Source organism: Mycobacterium sp. NPDC006124 (assembly GCF_040614235.1).
Lineage (GTDB): Bacteria > Actinomycetota > Actinomycetes > Mycobacteriales > Mycobacteriaceae > Mycobacterium.
The window spans coordinates 446,832-462,592 of the sequence record NZ_JBEXUA010000004.1; the positions used below are offsets into that span (position 1 = coordinate 446,832).

General features: G+C 68.0%; 16 protein-coding genes. 7 read left to right on the forward strand and 9 right to left on the reverse strand.

The genetic code is table 11. The features are described 5' to 3' along the window. The first annotated feature begins 6 nt into the window (after positions 1-6). Positions 7-786, forward strand: coding sequence for an ABC transporter permease (locus tag ABZ195_RS11745; RefSeq protein ID WP_355217888.1), 780 nt, complete (start codon positions 7-9; stop codon positions 784-786). Next, positions 786-1,586 (forward strand): ABC transporter permease, encoded by an 801-nt coding sequence (locus tag ABZ195_RS11750; RefSeq protein WP_355217753.1) that lies wholly within the window; start codon positions 786-788, stop codon positions 1,584-1,586. Before ABZ195_RS11745 ends, ABZ195_RS11750 begins: the two co-directional genes overlap by 1 nt. A 12-nt stretch (positions 1,587-1,598) precedes the next feature. Here the strand turns inward: ABZ195_RS11750 and ABZ195_RS11755 are convergent, their stop codons facing one another. Next, a complete protein-coding gene (locus tag ABZ195_RS11755) occupies positions 1,599-2,264 on the reverse strand; it encodes a MerR family transcriptional regulator (protein ID WP_355217755.1) in 666 nt (221 codons plus the stop codon). 165 nt (positions 2,265-2,429) lie between these two features. On the opposite strand from ABZ195_RS11755, the gene ABZ195_RS11760 reads away from it, so the two are divergent. Next, positions 2,430-3,698: an MFS transporter gene (locus tag ABZ195_RS11760; RefSeq protein ID WP_355217757.1), complete on the forward strand. Its 1,269-nt coding sequence runs from the start codon at positions 2,430-2,432 to the stop codon at positions 3,696-3,698. Here ABZ195_RS11760 and ABZ195_RS11765 read toward each other — a convergent pair. The 3 genes from ABZ195_RS11765 to ABZ195_RS11775 all read right to left on the reverse strand — a co-directional run bounded on the left by ABZ195_RS11765 (position 3,695) and on the right by ABZ195_RS11775 (position 8,320). Further along, on the reverse strand, positions 3,695-4,111 hold the full coding sequence (locus ABZ195_RS11765; RefSeq protein ID WP_355217759.1) for a ChaB family protein: 417 nt from the start codon (positions 4,109-4,111) through the stop codon (positions 3,695-3,697). The genes ABZ195_RS11760 and ABZ195_RS11765 overlap by 4 nt on opposite strands. A gap of 47 nt (positions 4,112-4,158) precedes the next feature. After that, on the reverse strand, positions 4,159-5,361 hold the full coding sequence (locus ABZ195_RS11770; protein ID WP_355217890.1) for a low temperature requirement protein A: 1,203 nt from the start codon (positions 5,359-5,361) through the stop codon (positions 4,159-4,161). A gap of 112 nt (positions 5,362-5,473) precedes the next feature. After that, the gene (locus tag ABZ195_RS11775) at positions 5,474-8,320 is read right to left on the reverse strand and encodes an MMPL family transporter (protein ID WP_355217761.1); all 2,847 of its coding nucleotides are present in this window, start codon (positions 8,318-8,320) and stop codon (positions 5,474-5,476) included. Positions 8,321-8,468: 148 nt separating this feature from the next. Between ABZ195_RS11775 and ABZ195_RS11780 the strand changes: the two genes are divergently transcribed. After that, positions 8,469-8,891: a PPOX class F420-dependent oxidoreductase gene (locus ABZ195_RS11780; RefSeq protein WP_355217762.1), complete on the forward strand. Its 423-nt coding sequence runs from the start codon at positions 8,469-8,471 to the stop codon at positions 8,889-8,891. Further along, on the forward strand, positions 8,888-9,625 hold the full coding sequence (locus ABZ195_RS11785) for a 2-C-methyl-D-erythritol 4-phosphate cytidylyltransferase (RefSeq protein WP_355217763.1): 738 nt from the start codon (positions 8,888-8,890) through the stop codon (positions 9,623-9,625). Before ABZ195_RS11780 ends, ABZ195_RS11785 begins: the two co-directional genes overlap by 4 nt. Here ABZ195_RS11785 and ABZ195_RS11790 read toward each other — a convergent pair. Genes ABZ195_RS11790 through ABZ195_RS11805 form a run of 4 tightly spaced genes read right to left on the reverse strand, consistent with a single transcriptional unit; the run spans position 9,603 to position 13,488 of the window. After that, the gene (locus tag ABZ195_RS11790; protein WP_355217764.1) at positions 9,603-10,301 is read right to left on the reverse strand and encodes a 2-C-methyl-D-erythritol 4-phosphate cytidylyltransferase; all 699 of its coding nucleotides are present in this window, start codon (positions 10,299-10,301) and stop codon (positions 9,603-9,605) included. The genes ABZ195_RS11785 and ABZ195_RS11790 overlap by 23 nt on opposite strands. Before the next feature lie 20 nt (positions 10,302-10,321). Then, positions 10,322-11,323: a patatin-like phospholipase family protein gene (locus ABZ195_RS11795; protein WP_355217766.1), complete on the reverse strand. Its 1,002-nt coding sequence runs from the start codon at positions 11,321-11,323 to the stop codon at positions 10,322-10,324. Positions 11,324-11,362: 39 nt separating this feature from the next. Continuing rightward, positions 11,363-12,442, reverse strand: a complete 1,080-nt coding sequence (locus tag ABZ195_RS11800; RefSeq protein WP_355217768.1) for a dihydrodipicolinate reductase — start codon at positions 12,440-12,442, stop codon at positions 11,363-11,365. Continuing rightward, a complete protein-coding gene (locus ABZ195_RS11805) occupies positions 12,439-13,488 on the reverse strand; it encodes a Rieske 2Fe-2S domain-containing protein (RefSeq protein ID WP_355217770.1) in 1,050 nt (349 codons plus the stop codon). The genes ABZ195_RS11800 and ABZ195_RS11805 overlap by 4 nt, the downstream gene beginning before the upstream one ends. A 69-nt stretch (positions 13,489-13,557) precedes the next feature. On the opposite strand from ABZ195_RS11805, the gene ABZ195_RS11810 reads away from it, so the two are divergent. After that, on the forward strand, positions 13,558-14,190 hold the full coding sequence (locus ABZ195_RS11810) for a TetR/AcrR family transcriptional regulator (RefSeq protein WP_355217771.1): 633 nt from the start codon (positions 13,558-13,560) through the stop codon (positions 14,188-14,190). Here the strand turns inward: ABZ195_RS11810 and ABZ195_RS11815 are convergent. Further along, on the reverse strand, positions 14,187-14,384 hold the full coding sequence (locus ABZ195_RS11815; protein ID WP_355217773.1) for a hypothetical protein: 198 nt from the start codon (positions 14,382-14,384) through the stop codon (positions 14,187-14,189). The genes ABZ195_RS11810 and ABZ195_RS11815 overlap by 4 nt on opposite strands. A gap of 75 nt (positions 14,385-14,459) precedes the next feature. On the opposite strand from ABZ195_RS11815, the gene ABZ195_RS11820 reads away from it, so the two are divergent. Next, a complete protein-coding gene (locus tag ABZ195_RS11820) occupies positions 14,460-15,758 on the forward strand; it encodes an acyl-CoA dehydrogenase family protein (RefSeq protein WP_355217775.1) in 1,299 nt (432 codons plus the stop codon). Positions 15,759-15,761: the final 3 nt, after the last annotated feature.

Here is a 15,761-nt window from a genome sequence, read left to right on the forward strand (position 1 = left end):
CCACCCATGGCCTGGCTGGTGGTGGCCTATCTCGGTTCGCTTGCGGTGCTGCTGGTCTCGGCGTTCTGGACCACCAACTCCTTCACCGGGGCGGTGGTGCACACCGTCACGGGCGACAACGTGATCCGCGTGGTGACCGACGAAGTCTTCCGGACGGTCACCCTGCGCACGGTGGGGGTGGCCCTGGTGGTCACGGTGCTCTGCGCGGTGCTGGCGGTGCCGCTCGGTCTCTACATGGCCAAGGTCGCCTCGCCGCGCACCAGACTTGCCCTGGTGGTGGCGGTGACGACGCCGTTGTGGGCCAGCTACCTGGTCAAGGCCTACGCCTGGCGCGTGATGCTGTCCCCGGAGGGTCCCATGTCGTGGGCCACCGGGTACAGCCCCGGATACGGGCTGGTGGCCACCATCGTCACCCTGACCTACCTGTGGTTGCCGTACATGATCATTCCGGTGTTCGCGGCCTTCGACCGGGTGCCCGACCACCTCGTCGACGCCAGCTCGGACCTGGGTGCCTCGGACCTGTCTACCCTGCGAATGGTGGTCGCGCCGTTGGTGTTTCCGGGCATCGCCGCCGGATCCATCTTCACGTTCTCGCTGTCGCTCGGCGACTACATCGCCGTCACCATCGTGGGCGGCAAGACCCAGATGCTGGGCAACATCATCTACGGCCAACTCGTGACGGCCAACAACCAGCCGCTGGCCGCGGCACTGTCGGTCATCCCGCTCGTCGCGGTGATCCTCTACCTGCTCGCGATGCGACGCACCGGCGCCCTGGAGAATGTCTGATGCTCTCCGGTGGTGCCCGCGCGGCGGTCCGGACGTGGACCGTCCTGGTGCTGGTGTTCCTGTATGCGCCACTGCTTCTCGTGGTCGTCAACGCGTTCAACGCCTCGCGCACCTTCGCCTTCCCACCCAGCGGCTTCACGCTTCGCTGGTGGGCCGACGCCTGGAACAGCGACGGCATGTGGACCTCGCTGGCCAATTCCGTGGTGGTCGGTCTCGGTGCCACGGCGATCGCGCTCGTCCTGGGCACGATGGTGGCCTTCGCGGTGCAGCGGCATCAGTTCTTCGGCCGCAACACGATCAGCTTCCTCGTCGTCCTGCCGATCACGTTGCCCGGCATCGTCACCGGCATCGCCCTGAACGCCACGTTCACCTCCGCACTCGGGGTGACGCTTGGCCTGGCCACGGTGATCGTCGGGCACGCCACCTTCTGCATCGTCATCGTGTTCAACAACACCCAGGCCCGGCTGCGGCGTCTCGGAACCGATCTGGAGGACGCGTCGTCGGATCTGGGGGCGTCGTCGTGGCAGACGTTCCGCTTCGTGACGTTCCCGATGATGCGCGGTGCGCTGGTGGCCGGCGCGATCCTGGCGTTCGCGCTCAGCTTCGACGAGATCGTGGTGACCACGTTCACCGCAGGACCCGCCGTCCAGACGCTCCCGATCTGGATCTTCGGGAACCTGTTCCGGCCCAACCAGGCCCCCGTCATCAACGTCGTCGCGGCGGCGCTGACCGTGCTCGCCGTGATCCCGGTGTGGCTGGCCCAGCGGTTTGGTGGAGACCCGGCCACCACGAGGGTGTGAGGGCCGCAGGCGCTACTCGGCGGCGGCCAGGTAGCGCTTCAGGACGTCCTCGAGCCGATCGGTGACGACCCGGCGTCCCAAGGTCCGGTAGTCGACGGCCCGCCGGCGCAGTACGTCCTCGTCGGCGCGGCGAGGTACCCGGCTGCGTCCGTCGCCGGCCTGCAGGCTCTCCTCCAGCGACTCCACCACCGACTGCGCCAGTTCGTCGAGTTGGTCGGCGACGCCGTCGGCCACGCGCAGCATGGTCTGGACGTAGCGCAGCGGTTCGTCGGCGGCGACCACCACCTCGGCGATGTTGGGGTCAACCAACGTGACGCGTCCGTCGACGACCTCGGCCAGCCCGTGGCCAACCAGGCGTCGAGCCTCGTCGCCGTCGGGATCGATGTCGAGGGTCGCGGTGCGGGGTGGCCCGAAGATCGCGTGCTGCAACCCGAGCAGGTCGGCGAGGTCGTGGCCCTCGCGCATGCTGGAGAGGAACTCCGCGATGTGTGCCGAGGTGTAGCCCTTGCGGAGCAGTTCGTTGATGGTGCCCAGTTGGGACAGATGACGGTCGTCGTAGAACGCCGAGCGACCCTCGCGGCGCGGCGGGTCCAGGAGACCTCGCTCACGATAGGCGCGAATGTTGCGGATACTCACCCCTGAGAGTTCGGACAACTCGCCGAGCCGATACTCAACCACCTGAATACTCCCTCAAACAGCCGGTCACGGCCTTTGTCAACGCATGTCCGCAACGAGCCATTGGACTACTGTAGACCTTCTCAGAAGTTTGCGAGATTTGCACGCTCGCGTCATGTTTTGAAATCGATTCGCCAGCGGGCACGTCGGTGCGCGACGATTGTCAGAGTGCGTGCATGGATGGTGTGGGCGACCGGGCTGCTGGCCTACGTCGTCGCCGTACTCGACCGGACCACGCTAGGGGTCTCGGGGCTGCAAGCCGCCGGACGATTCGACGCCAGTCCCAGCGTGCTGTCCACGTTCGTCGTGCTGCAGGTCGTGGTCTACGCCGGCGCCCAGGTACCTGCCGGAATCCTGCTCGACCGGTACGGCTCGCGCGTGCTGATCGTCGCCGGCGCCGCGTTGATGGCCACGGGTCAACTGATGCTGGCCCTCACCGAATCGCTGCCGCTGGCGATCGGCGCCAGGGCCGTGGTCGGGCTCGGCGACGCCCTGACGTTCATCTCGGTGCTCCGGCTGGTGCCGCATTGGTTCGAGCCCAAACGGGTGCCGCTGCTGACGCAGCTCACCGGCATCTTCGGCCAGCTCGGTCAGGTGCTGTCCGCGTTGCCCTTCCTGGCGTTGCTGACCGGCACCACCTGGGCGACCGCCTACGTGTCGGTGGCGTCCTTCGGCGTGCTGGCGATGGTGTTGGCGCTGACCCTGGTCAAGGACACTCCGCACGGACGGGTCCTCGCCTCGGAGAATCTGTCCGTCGGCGCCGTGCTCTCCAGTGTGAAGACCGTCTGGCTGCGCCCAGGCACACGCCTGGGCTTCTTCACCCACATGGGCACCCAGTTCTCGGTCACCGTGTTCTGTCTGATGTGGGGCGTGCCCTACCTGACCGTCGCCCAGGGCCAGTCCGCGCACGTCGCCGGGGCGCTGCTGACGGTCTCCGTCATCACCGCCATTTGTGCCGGCGTCTTCATCGGCATCCTCACCGGCCGCTATCCGCACCGGCGGTCCTGGATCGTGCTGGCGATCATCGCGAGTAACGCCGTGATCTGGACCGTCGTCCTGGCGCTTCCCGGTCGGGCACCGCTGTGGCTGCTGATCGTGCTGGTGGTCGTGATCTCGGCGGGCGGGCCAGGCTCCATGGTCGGCTTCGACTTCGCTAGGACCTTCAACCCGAGTGCCACCCTCGGCACCGCCCAGGGGATGGTCAACATGGGCGGGTTCATCGCGTCGCTGCTGGTGATGCAGGCGATGGGCGTGCTCCTCGGCGCCGCGGGCGGCTACTCCTTCGACTCGTTCCGGCAGGCGTGGACGGTGCAATACGCGGTGTGGGCGCTGGCCGTGGTCGGCATCCTGATCACCCGCCGCAAGACGAGGCGGCTGATGGCGGCCGAACAGGAGCGTTCCCTGCTCGAGTCGTTCGAGGTGGACGCCGACCGCTAATTCTTCGCCGACGCGCGGCGGTTGGCCTTCATGATCGCCTCGACCAGTTCGTCCTTGGTCATGGTCGAGCGGCCGGTCACGTCCAGCTTGCGTGCGACGCCCATCAGATGCTTCTTGGTGGCGTTGGCGTTGACGCCCTCGGCTGCCTTGCCCTTGCCGCTGAGACCGCCGATCTCGGCGCGCTCGTCGGACGGGCCCTTCTCCTCCTTGGGCTCCCACCGGTCGCCCACCTTCTCGAAGGAGTGCTTGACCGCGCTGAAGGCGACCCGATGAGCCCGTGCCTCGTCGCCGTACTGATCGGCGGCCGCGTCGTGAGCCTCGGCGAACGTCTGCTGCGCCTTCGCCGGCGACCTCTGCAGCGTGCTGGGCAGCTCCGACTTCTTCGCTCGCCCGTTCTTCCCGACCTTGGCCATGGTGACTCCCGTCTCTCGACGGTTCGGGTACCCCGGCGATTCGGCGGCTATGCCTCCCTGGCCAGGGCGGCGGCCATGTGCCGGTGCCCGATCAGCTCGAAGCCGACGACGCTGACCAGCGGGGCCAGCGTGACGATCAGCAGGCAGGCCGTCATCGGGACACCGGCCCAGGCCGCGATCACCGCGCCCGCCAGCGCACCGACGGTCACCACCAGCAGCACGAGGTGCAGCGCGTCGAACGAGCGGACCATCAGCCCGTAGAGCAGGTAGACCAACCCGACGAAGACGCCTACGGGCACGGCCACCGACACGACCGTCCCCGTCGAGCCCAGGGTGGACTGTCCCTCGACGAAGTACGCCGCGGTGTGCAACCCGGCGCCCGTGCCGACGATCGCCCCGAACACCGCGATGTGCAGGTAGCCGAAGCCGAAGGAACGCTCGCGGTGACGGTGCAGCAGATCGGCGGTGGGGACCGCGAAGTAGATCCACCACATTCCGAACGTCAGCCCGGTGCCCGAGATGGCGAGGATCGCGGCGTCCGGCGTCCAGCCGTGCTCGCCGACGACGGCCGTCAGGGACGCCACGGTGCCGACGACGCCCTCGCCGAGGGCGATGATGGCCAGCAGGCCGTACCGTTCGGCGATGTGGTGGGCGTGCCAGGGCGTGCCGCCTCGGCGCGACTCGGCCAGCCAGGGGCCGACCATCTCGGCGGCCGCGAGCAGCGCGAACACCACGAGTCCGAACGTCACCGACAGCGGCAGGAAGATCGAGGCGATCCACCCGACCTGGACGACGGTGATGACCGTCGCATACGTCAGGCTGGCCGACCTGCGCCGAGGATCCTGACGTGCGGCCCGCAGCCACTGCGCCAGCATCGCCACGCGCATCACGACGTAGCCCGCGACGATCAGTTCGTTGTCGAGATGGCCGCCGTGCTCGATGGAGGCGTAGAAGGGCGGAATGCCGAGCGCCAGGACGAGCACGCCGACCATCTGCAGCATCGTCAGGAACCGGTACACCCAGTCGTCGGTGTCGTAGGCCGAGGCGAACCAGGTGAAGTTGATCCACGCCCAGCAGGTGGCGAACGTGGCGAAGATGAAGCCGGTGAAGCCCACGCCGACGTGACCGGCGGCCAGGGCGTGGGAGAACTCCGAGGCTGCGACGCCGAACGCGATGACGAACGTCAGGTCGAAGAGCAGTTCCAGCGGGGTGGCGACGCGGTGACGCTCGTGGGGGTCACGGCCGGCCATCGGCCGGACACGGTGGGCCCGCACTGCGGGCGACGGTTCCGGCTCGTTCACCAGGGGTGCTCCTTCCGACGGCGGTTGACCGTATCGAAACTCCGCAGGTGGCGCCAGATCGTCAGTGCGTGGGCGCGGGCTCCGGCGGCGGCGGAACGCGCATGGCGGCCCGGGAGCGCACGATCGTCGGCCACCAGAACCACTTGCCCATCAGGGCGGCGATCGCCGGCGTCATGAACGTACGCACGATCAGGGTGTCGAAGAGCAGGCCGAGCGCGATCGTGGTGCCCACCTGGCCCATGACGACCAGATCGCTGAAGGCGAACGTGGCCATCGTCGCGGCGAAGACGAGCCCGGCCGAGGTGACGACCGACCCGGTGCCCGCCATCGAGCGGATGATGCCGGTCTTCAACCCGCCGTGCAGTTCTTCCTTCATCCGGGACACCAGCAGCAGGTTGTAGTCCGACCCCACGGCCAACAGCAGGATCACCGACATCGCCAGCACCATCCAGTGCAGTTCCAGGCCGAGGATGTGCTGCCACAGCAGCACCGACAGTCCGAACGAGGCGCCCAGCGACAGCAGCACCGTACCGACGATCACCGCCGCGGCCACCAGCGCCCGGGTGATGATCAGCATGATGATGAAGATCAACGTGACCGCGGAGATCCCGGCGATCAGCAGGTCGTAGAACGATCCGTCCCGCATGTCCTTGTAGGTGGCCGCGGTACCCGCCAGGTAGATCGAGGAGCCCTCCAGCGGGGTGCCCTTGATGGCTTCCTTGGCCGCCTGCTTGATGGCGTCGATGTGGGAGATGCCCTCGACCGTCGCGGGGTCGCCCTCGTGGCTGATGATGAAGCGGACGGCGTGCCCGTCGGGTGAGATGAAGTTCTTCATCCCCCGCTTGAAGTCCTTGTTGGAGAAGATCTCTGGTGGCAGATAGAACGTGTCGTCGTTGCGGGCGGCGTCGAACGCGTCACCCATGGCGGTGGCGTTCTCCGACATCGCCGACTGCTGGTTCTGGAAGCCCATCTGCACCTGGTAGGTGGTCAGCAGCATCTGCTTGACCGACCGCAGCTGCTCGAGCTGTGGGCGCAGGGTCGCCGCCAGCTGCGGCGTCAGCGCGGCGAGCTTCTGGGTGTCGGTGACCAGGCCGCCGATCTGATCGGTCAGCGAGCTGGTGCCGTCGAGCGCGTCGAAGATCCCCCGCCCGGTGACGCAGAGCGGGATGTCGTAGCAGTGCGGCTCCCAGTACACGTACGCCTTGAGGGGCCGGAACATGTCCTGGAAGTTCTCGATGCTGTCGCGCAGCTCACCGACGGTCGCGGCCAGTTCGGTGATCTTCGTGGCCATCTCGTTGATGTTGGCCGAGAGCTCGTCCATCAGCGCCAGCATGCGGGTCAGCGTGTCGATCATGGTCTGCATGTCGTTGGCCTGCTGCAGCAGGTTGGCGAACGAGTCCCGCTGATACTTCTCGTTCAGCTTCGAGGCGGTGCCCTGCATGCTGATCTGGAACGGGATGGTGCTGTGCTTGATCGGCTTGCCGTCGGGGCGGGTGATCGTCTGCACCCGCGAGATGCCCGGCGTGTGGAAGATCGCCTTGGCGATCTTGTCGATGACGAGGAAGTCCGCCGAGGTCCGCAGGTCGTGATCGCTCTTGATCATCAGCAGCTCGGGGTTCATCCGGGCGGCGTTGAAGTGTTTGTCGGCCACTTCGTAGCCGACGTTCGCCGGCATGTCGGCGGGCAGATACCTGCGGTTGTCGTAGCTGGTCTTGTAACTCGGCAGGGCCAGCAGGCCAACCAGCGCGAGGGCGATCGTGGCGGCCAGGATGGGACCGGGCCAGCGCACGATCGCGGTGCCGAGCCGGCGCCAGCCGCGGGACCGGATCGCCCGCTTGGGTTCGAAGATGCGGCGGAACCGACTGCCGATCGTGACCACGGCGGGCCCCAGTGTCAGTGCCGCGATGACGGCCACGACGGTGCCGACCGCGCAGGGCACGCCGAGGGTCTGGAAGTACGGCAGCCGGGTGAAGCTCAGGCACAGCATGGCCCCGGCGATGGTCAGACCGGACCCCAGGACCACGTGCGCGGTGCCGTGGAACATCGAGTAATAGGACGCCTCCCGGTCCTCACCGGTGCCCCGCGCCTCCTGGTAGCGGCCGATCAGGAAGATCGCGTAGTCGGTGCCGGCGGCGATGACCATCAGGGTCAGCAGGCTCGTCGCGAACGTGGACAACCCGATGATCTGGTAGTAGCCGAGGACGGCGACGATGCCGCGGGCGGCACCTAGCTCCATGAACACCATGAACAACACCAGCAGCATGGTGACCACGGAGCGGTAGACCAGCACCAGCATCAGCGCGATGACCACCAGCGTGATGATCGTGACGATGAGGATGCTGGTGTTGCCGGCTTCGGTTTGATCCGACACCAGCGCCGACCCGCCGGTGACATAGGTCTTCACCCCCGGCGGGGCGGGGGTGTCGGCGACGATCTTCTGCACCGATTTCACCGAGTCGTTGGCCAGGGTCTCGCCCATGTTGCCGTGCAGGTAGACCTGGACGTAGGCGGACAGCCCGTCGTTGCTTTGCGCACCCGACGCGGTCAGCGGGTCGCCCCAGAAGTCCTGGATGTGCTCAACGTGGGCGGTGTCGGCCTCGAGCTTCTTGACCAGCTCGTCGTAGTACCGGTGGGCGTCGGCGCCGAGCGGCTCGTCCCCCTCCAGGATGATCATCGCGTTGCTGTCGGAGCTGAACTCCTTGAATGTCGCGCCAATCTCCTGCATGGACAGCATCGACGGCGCGTCCTTGGCGTTCATCGACACCGTGTGCGCCTCGCCGACGGTCTCCAGCGACGGCACCGCCACGTTGGATACCACCGTCAGCGCGAACCAGCCGAGCACGATGAACGGGGCGAACGCGCGGATGAAGTGGGCGATCTTCGAGCGTGCCGGGCCCGTCTCACTCATTCGAGGTCACCGGCCCCCCATTTGATGTCGAATGCCCGGGCGTCGTCGGCACGAGTGACGCCACATGCGGGCGGAACGCCGCGCTCAATATATGTAGGCCGTCAAACTGTTCCTGTCAATTTCAGGGCGGACGCCTACCGTGGTCACCGTGGACGAACTCTCCGATGACGTGATCGCCTTCCTGTCCGAGGGCACCCGCACCGCGATGCTCGGCTTCGTGGCGGCCGACGGCCGGCCGCTGGTGGCGCCGGTGTGGTTCGTGGTCGACGACGGGGCCCTGGTCTTCAACACCGGCAAGGACACCGCCAAGGGCCGCGCGCTGGGACGCGACCCCAGGGTGGTGCTGTGCGTCGACGATCCGCATCCGCCGTACTCGTTCGTCCAGGTGCAGGGCGTCGCGGAGATCAGCGAGGATCCCGACGACCTGGTCGCCGTCGCGACCCGTACCGGTGGCCGCTACATGGGTGCCGACAAGGCGCAGGAATACGGGCGCCGCAACGGCGTGCCCGGGGAGCTCGTGGTGCGGGTCCGACCGACGAAGGTGGTCAAGGCATTCGACCTCGCGGAATGATCCCGATGCGGGAGCCCACGCAGGCCGCCGTCGGGGTGGTCCTCGCCGCGGGCATGGGGGCGCGGGTCGGCGCCGACGGCAACAAGGCCTATTTGCCGTTGGCGGGGCGCAGCATGCTGGCCTGGTCGGTGGAGGCGGTGGCCCGCGCCACGACCGTCACCCGCACGATTCTGGTGTTCCGGCGCGGTGAACGCGCCCTGGCCGCCGCGACCCTCGCCGCTGAGGTGCCCCAGCTCGACGTCGAACTGGTCGAGGGCGGCGACACCCGCCACGGTTCGGAGGAGAACGTGCTGCACCACTTGGCATCCGACATCGAGGCCGGCGCAGTCGACGTCGTCCTCGTGCACGACGCCGCGCGCCCGCTGGCGACGCCGGCGATGATGGACACCGCGGTGACGACGGCCCGCGCCCGGGGCGGCGCGATCCCGGTACTCCCCGCCGCCGACGTGGTGGCCGGTGACGCGGACGGCCGGTTGTCGGCGGCCAAGGGCACGCTCGTCCGGGTTCAGACACCGCAGGCATTTCGGGCCCGGCCGCTGCTGGCGGCCTACCTCGCCGCGGCGGGCGGCAGCTTCGACGGCACCGACACCGCGTCGTGCGTGCAGAACTACACCGACGTCGACGTTCACGTGTTTCCCGGGGCCGCAACCAATCTCAAGGTCACCTTCGCCCCCGACGTTCAGCTCGCCGAGCGCCTCCTGCAGGACAGGATCAGTCGCAGCGGCCCGCGATGACGGCTTCGAGCAGGTGCGCATCGCGCGGCAGCTCCACCCGGATCGCGCCGGGGTCGCCGGCGACGACACCCACCTCGAGCCCCGCACGCAGGGCCGCCTCGAACTCGTCGAGACCCTCGAGTGCGGTGGGCTCGACTTCGGTGACCAGCTGCCACAGCGTCACGGCGGTGAAGCCCCGCGGGTATTGCACCGTCCGCAGCGAGGCACGGTCGACCGTGCTCAGCACCGAGCCCAGCTCGTCGACGGTCTTGACCGTGTCGGTGACCGCCAGGACGGGCACCACCACCTCACCGCCGCCGGCAAGCGCGGTGAGCACCGCGTCCGCGACCACGCCCGAGGACAGCGGATACCGGTGATCGCAGATCAACACCGACGCCGACGCGTGCGGCGCGACGTCGAGATACTCCAGACCGGCCCGGATCACGTGACGGCGCGACCCCGGCCCGCGGGTGACGGCGACCCCCGTCGCCAGGTCCGCCACTCGTAGGCACTCCTCGACGGCCGTCACCAGCGCGGGTGACGTCGCCACCACCACGTCTTCCTGGGCCACCGCGTGGTGCACCGACCGGACGACCCGCGCCAGTGGCGCCTCCCCCGCCACCGGCGTCGTGGCGGCGGCGACGTCCTCGGCCTGGACCAGCGGCACCAGTGCGTACTGCTTCGTCGTCGAGCTCATCGTCGAGACAGTAGCGACGATCAGCGGAAGCGACGCAGATACGCCGCCCAGTCCCAGGTGGCGAGGAAGTCCTCCGCCGCCGCGTAACCCTTGAGGTACTGGGCCTCCACCTCGTTGTCGGTGATGTCGAAGTCGAGGAAGCCGACGTCGGTCGAATCGACGCGAATGGCGCGCGCGTTGACCCACGGTTGGTTCAGGTAGGCCTGGTCGCGGCCGACGAGCATGGTGGTGATGACCTCCTCCAGCAGGTGCGGCGCGTTCAGCACCCGCAGCGCGGCCAGCGCCGGGATGGCCTTGTCGTTGCCCATGGGCAGGTTGGGCAGGAGCGTGACGCCGAAGCTCGGCCATCGCGGCGCCAAGCCGTCGGTGCGGTCCAGCGAGTCGAGCGGGAAGTTCGACAGCAGGCCGCCGTCCACCAGTGTCGAGGTCAGTCCCGACGCGGCGGTCAACTCCACGGCGCGGAAGAAGAACGGGATGGACATCGACGCCCGGACGGCGTCGGCCACCGACTGCTCGTCGGGATCGAGGCCGTAGACCCTGCGGTAGTCCCACGGCAGACGCACCAACTGCCCGGTGGTGACGTCGGCGACGGTCACCACGAGGCGGTACCGCTGTTCCGGGGGCAACTCGGCGTCGTCGACGGCCAGATCGCCGAAGGTTCGCACGCCAAGGTCGGCCAGGTGGGCGCGAATCCAGTCGTGGATGTAGTCGCCCCGGTAGATTCCCGACCCGCGCAGCAAGGCCAGGGACGGCCCGAGAAGGGGCACCCGTTCCACCGGACCCGGGTCGAGGAACTTCGAGTAGTCGATCTGTAGCGCAAGCTCTTTGACTTGGGTTCCGGTCATCGCCCCGGTGTGGGTGGCGGCGGCCACCACGGCCCCGACGATGGATCCCGCCGACGTGCCGGAGATGCGCTGCGGGCGGTATCCGGCGTCGAGGAGTCCGACGACGGCGCCCACCAGCCCGACGCCCTTGACGCCGCCACCGGAGAGCACCAGGTCGGCGCGCTTGGCTTCAGTCATGCCGCCGACGGTACGGGCACCGCCTGACAGCGCACCCGGCTACGGCCGGAAGCGGCCGGCGAATCCCCGCAGCGGCAGGTCGGCGCTGGTGAGCAATCCCGGTGGGGCGGCGACCACCGACGCGATGGCGTTGAGCGCGGGCAGCCCGGTGACGGTCATGCCGATCGAGGCGAAGCTGTCGGGGTCCGACAGGTCCACGCCGGGCTTCGGGAAGATCATGTGCTTGTTGTAGATGCAGGGGTCACCCTTGATCTGAGTGATGTAGCAGCCCTTGATGTCCCAACTGGGATCGGTGTGCGGTGTCATCTGCCACTCCAGGTGGGTCTCGACCCTGGGGACGCCGTCGACCATGCCCTGGTACTTGAGGTAGTTGCCGCCGAGCGATCCCTTGGGCAGGGTGTACCAGCCGAGGTCGACGTCCTTGGTGCACGCACCCAGTTCGTAGCTGAAGGTCACCTCGTCGAGTTCCAGGCCGAAGCAGTCGGCCATCATCAGCACGCTGTCGGCGAAGACGCGGGTGTACTTCTCGAGTTTCGCCGGGATCGACGGATCGTCCACCGGCAGGCCGTAGCCGACCTCGATCCAGGTGTCCTTGGAGTGGTGGCACGACACGTCCACGGACTCGATCGTGGTGACGTTCTCGATGTCGGCGACGTCGGCCGAACAGGCAACGCCCAGAATCTGATTCACGCCGGGATTCATGCCGGTGCCGTAGAACGTCGAACCACCGCGTTCGCACGCCTCGGCCAGCAGTTGCGACACCAGCCGGCCGGACGGGTGGGGATGGTTGTGGTCGCGGTGCCAGCCGGTGATCCAGTCGGCGGTGGTGACGACGTCGATGCCGGCCTCGAGGACCGCGAGGTAGAGCTCCTCGTCGGGGAACACCCCGTGGAAGGTCAGCACGTCGGGCTTGGCGGCGATGATGTCGTCGACGCTGCCGGTGGCGGTGACCCCGACGGGCCCGATGCCAACGAGCTCGCCGACGTCACGACCGATCTTGTCGGGCGAATAGCAATGCACGCCAACGAGCTTCAGGTCGTCGCGGGTCTGGATGCGTTTGATCATCTCGCTGCCCACGTTGCCGGTGGCCACCTGGAAGACGGTAATGGGAGTGGTCATGACGTGTGCCTTTCGTCTGCGGCCGCCAATGCTGCGTTCAACTCGGCGGCGCTGCCGCCCCTGCCGTCGGGGTAGAACTGCTTGGCCCACGTGCGGATCGCCGTGAACCCCTGCTGTTCGGAGTTCGCCAGCGCCGGCGGGTCCGAATACCGCTGATGAGCCCAGATGTGGACGTCCTGGCTGAACTGGCGGATCACCTCGTCGCCGAACTCCTGGGCCTTCACGCGGGCCCGGTCAGGATCGCGAACGACCTTGGTGGGCCGGCCGATGTAGACCATGAACCGCACGTCGGAGGTGAACTCGTCGACCGGCGTGATCGCCGAGATGGTGCGGTTGTCGATCATCCCCCAGCTCTTGGTGACCGCGATTCCGAGCCCGCCGTTGACGGCCTCGACACCACTGTCGACGTCTTCGATCCGTTGTCCGTCGTCCCCTTCGAAGGTGATCGTGAAGTCGACGTAGGACACCGCGTCGGCGAAGTCGTGCCGGGTGAACACCGGGACGATCGGCGTGCCGTGGACGTACTTGAAGTGCGCGAAGTCGACGCCGTTCTCCAGCACGTACTGCGGATGCAGCTCCAGGCCCGGCCGGAACAGCCGTTGCTGGGGGTAGTAGTGGTCCTGCGTGGCGCCACCGCCGAAGCTGGCGAACACGTCGGGCGCCTCGAAGAACGGGGCACGACCCTCGACGTCGTGCCAGACGTAGACGGATTGGTTGCGTTCGGTGACCGGATAGGAGGTGATCCGGCGGCCGCGATTGGGTCGATCCTCATAGGGGATGCAGACGTTGCGTCCCTCCTGGCTCCATTGCCAGCCGTGGAACGGGCACTGCAGCACCTCGCCGACGACGGTGCCGCCGAAACCGAGATGGGCGCCCAGGTGTTCGCAGTAGGCGTTCATCACGGTGAGCCGGCCGGACTCGGCCCGCCAGGCGACCAATTCCTGGTCGAAGTACTTCATGGTCCGCACCTCGCCGACGGCGATCTCGTCGGACCAGGCCACCTGGAACCAGCCGGTTGGCTTCATCGACAGCGGCGGCTTCGCCATGGCGCCTCCTTCGACGCAGAATGATAGATGGCTCTATCAAAGATTAATAGAGGGTTCTATGATTTCCGGGTGACCGACGCGGGCAGTCTGGGGCGGCGCACCAACCGCCGCGGCCTCGCCACCCGCGAGAACATCCTCGAGGCCGCGCTGACGTCGCTGGCCTCCGGCCAACCCGGGTCGGTGTCGGCCAACCGCATCGCCAAGGACGTCGGCGCCACCTGGGGCACCGTGAAGTACCAGTTCGGTGACGTCGACGGCTTTTGGGCCGCGGTCCTGCACCGCACCGCCGAACGACGGGCCGGCCTGCTCGGCGGGCCGGTGGAGCCCGACACGTCGCTGCGCGTCCGTGTCGGCCACATCGTCGACGTGCTGTATCGCGGTCTGTCGTCCACGGATTCGCGTGCCATCGAGAACCTGCGGGCCGCGCTCCCCCGGGAGCCCGCCGAACTCGAGCGGCTCTACCCGCTCACCGCCGCGGAACTCGCCTCGTGGGAGAAGAGCTGGCTCGAGACGTGTCAGCGCGCGTTCGCCGATCTCGAACTCGCACCCGACCGCGTGCGCGGCGTGGCCACCCTGATCCCGGGCGCGATGCGCGGGCTGGCGTCGGAACGCCGCCTGGGGTCCTACGCCGATCTCGACGTGGCCCGCGAGACCCTGACCTCGGCCCTGGTCGCCTATCTGTCCCAACCCGAGGACGGCTAACGGCGCTCGCCCGGCCAGCGGGGACCTCCGCGCGAGACCGCCACCGCCAGCACGGTGACGCCCACCGCGGCCGCGAACAGCCCCAGCACGAGGTGCCGCGGCGAGCCGCCGGCCGCGAACGCCCACAGCTGCAACCCGCCGGCACACAGCGCCAACAGACCGAAGGCCAGGGCGGCGGCGCGGCGTCCGGTCATGGCTCCAGTGTGCCGCCCGGCGCTATGCTCGCCCCTGGTTCGACCACCCCAATCCAAGATGGGCGAGGTGACCCCGTGTGGGACTTCGAGACTGACCCGCAATACCAGGAATCGCTCGACTGGGCAGACGCGTTCGTCCGCGACGAGGTCGAACCCTTGGACCTGATCTGGCCGCATCTGCAGTACACCCCACTCGACGAGACGCGCCGCAAGGTCGTCGACCCGCTCAAGGAGCAGGTGCGTCGACGAGGCCTGTGGGCCACCCACCTCGGACCTGAGTACGGCGGCCAAGGCCACGGTCAGCTCAAGCTCGCCCTGCTCAACGAGATCCTCGGCCGGTCGCAATGGGCGCCGGTCATCTTCGGTTGCCAAGCGCCCGACACCGGCAACGCCGAGATCATCGCGCAGTTCGGCACACCCGAGCAGAAGGAGCGCTACCTGCGGCCACTGCTGGACGGCGAACTGTTCTCGAGCTACTCGATGACCGAACCGCAGGGCGGCGCCGACCCGACCCGATTCACCACCCGCGCCGTGCGCGACGGCGACGACTGGGTCATCAACGGCTGGAAGTACTTCTCCTCCAACGCAAGTACCGCTGCCTTCCTGATCGTGATGGTCGTGACCAACCCCGACGTCAGCCCGTACGAAGGCATGTCGATGTTCCTGCTGCCGACCGACACCCCCGGCGTGAAGATCGTGCGCAACGCCGGCCTGCACGGCGAACCCGAGGGTGAGGGCTCACACGCCCTGATTCACTACGACGACGTGCGGGTGCCGGGTTCGGCGCTCCTCGGCGGCGAGGGACAGGCCTTCGCCATCGCGCAAACCCGCCTGGGCGGGGGCCGAATCCACCACGCCATGCGCACGATTGGCCTGGCGCAACGGGCTCTCGACATGATGTGCGAGCGCGCCCTGAGCCGTGAGACGGCGGGCAGCCTGCTGGCCGACAAGCAGGCCGTCCAGGGCTACGTCGCCGACTCCTATGCCCAGCTGCTGCAATTCCGACTGATGGTCCTCTACACCGCGTGGCGGATCGACAGGTTCGACGACTACAAGGTGGTGCGCAAGGACATCGCCGCAGTCAAGGTGGTGATGCCGACGGTGCTGCACGACATCGCTTGGCGCGCAATGCAAGTCCACGGTGCCCTCGGTGTCACCAACGAGATGCCGTTCCTCGCCATGGTGACCGCCGCGGGCGTGATGGGGCTGGCCGACGGCCCCACCGAGGTGCACCGCACCACCGTCGCCAAGCAGGTGCTGCGCGACTACCGCGCCAGCGACGACGTCTGGCCGACGCAGTGGATCCCGCGCAGGCGCGACGCCGCGCGCGCCAAGTACGCCGAGTTCATCGAACTGGAGGTCGGCAACGGGTGACGC

Coding starts and splice junctions, on each gene's coding strand:
- ABZ195_RS11795 (WP_355217766.1), bottom strand. CDS start 11,323: ATGACTGAAGCCAAGCGCGCCGACCTGGTGCTCTCCGGTGGCGGCGTC.
- ABZ195_RS11765 (WP_355217759.1), bottom strand. CDS start 4,111: ATGGCCAAGGTCGGGAAGAACGGGCGAGCGAAGAAGTCGGAGCTGCCC.
- ABZ195_RS11790 (WP_355217764.1), bottom strand. CDS start 10,301: ATGAGCTCGACGACGAAGCAGTACGCACTGGTGCCGCTGGTCCAGGCC.
- ABZ195_RS11745 (WP_355217888.1), top strand. CDS start 7: ATGGCCTGGCTGGTGGTGGCCTATCTCGGTTCGCTTGCGGTGCTGCTG.
- ABZ195_RS11800 (WP_355217768.1), bottom strand. CDS start 12,442: ATGACCACTCCCATTACCGTCTTCCAGGTGGCCACCGGCAACGTGGGC.
- ABZ195_RS11805 (WP_355217770.1), bottom strand. CDS start 13,488: ATGGCGAAGCCGCCGCTGTCGATGAAGCCAACCGGCTGGTTCCAGGTG.
- ABZ195_RS11785 (WP_355217763.1), top strand. CDS start 8,888: ATGATCCCGATGCGGGAGCCCACGCAGGCCGCCGTCGGGGTGGTCCTC.
- ABZ195_RS11770 (WP_355217890.1), bottom strand. CDS start 5,361: ATGGCCGGCCGTGACCCCCACGAGCGTCACCGCGTCGCCACCCCGCTG.
- ABZ195_RS11750 (WP_355217753.1), top strand. CDS start 786: ATGCTCTCCGGTGGTGCCCGCGCGGCGGTCCGGACGTGGACCGTCCTG.
- ABZ195_RS11815 (WP_355217773.1), bottom strand. CDS start 14,384: ATGACCGGACGCCGCGCCGCCGCCCTGGCCTTCGGTCTGTTGGCGCTG.
- ABZ195_RS11775 (WP_355217761.1), bottom strand. CDS start 8,320: ATGAGTGAGACGGGCCCGGCACGCTCGAAGATCGCCCACTTCATCCGC.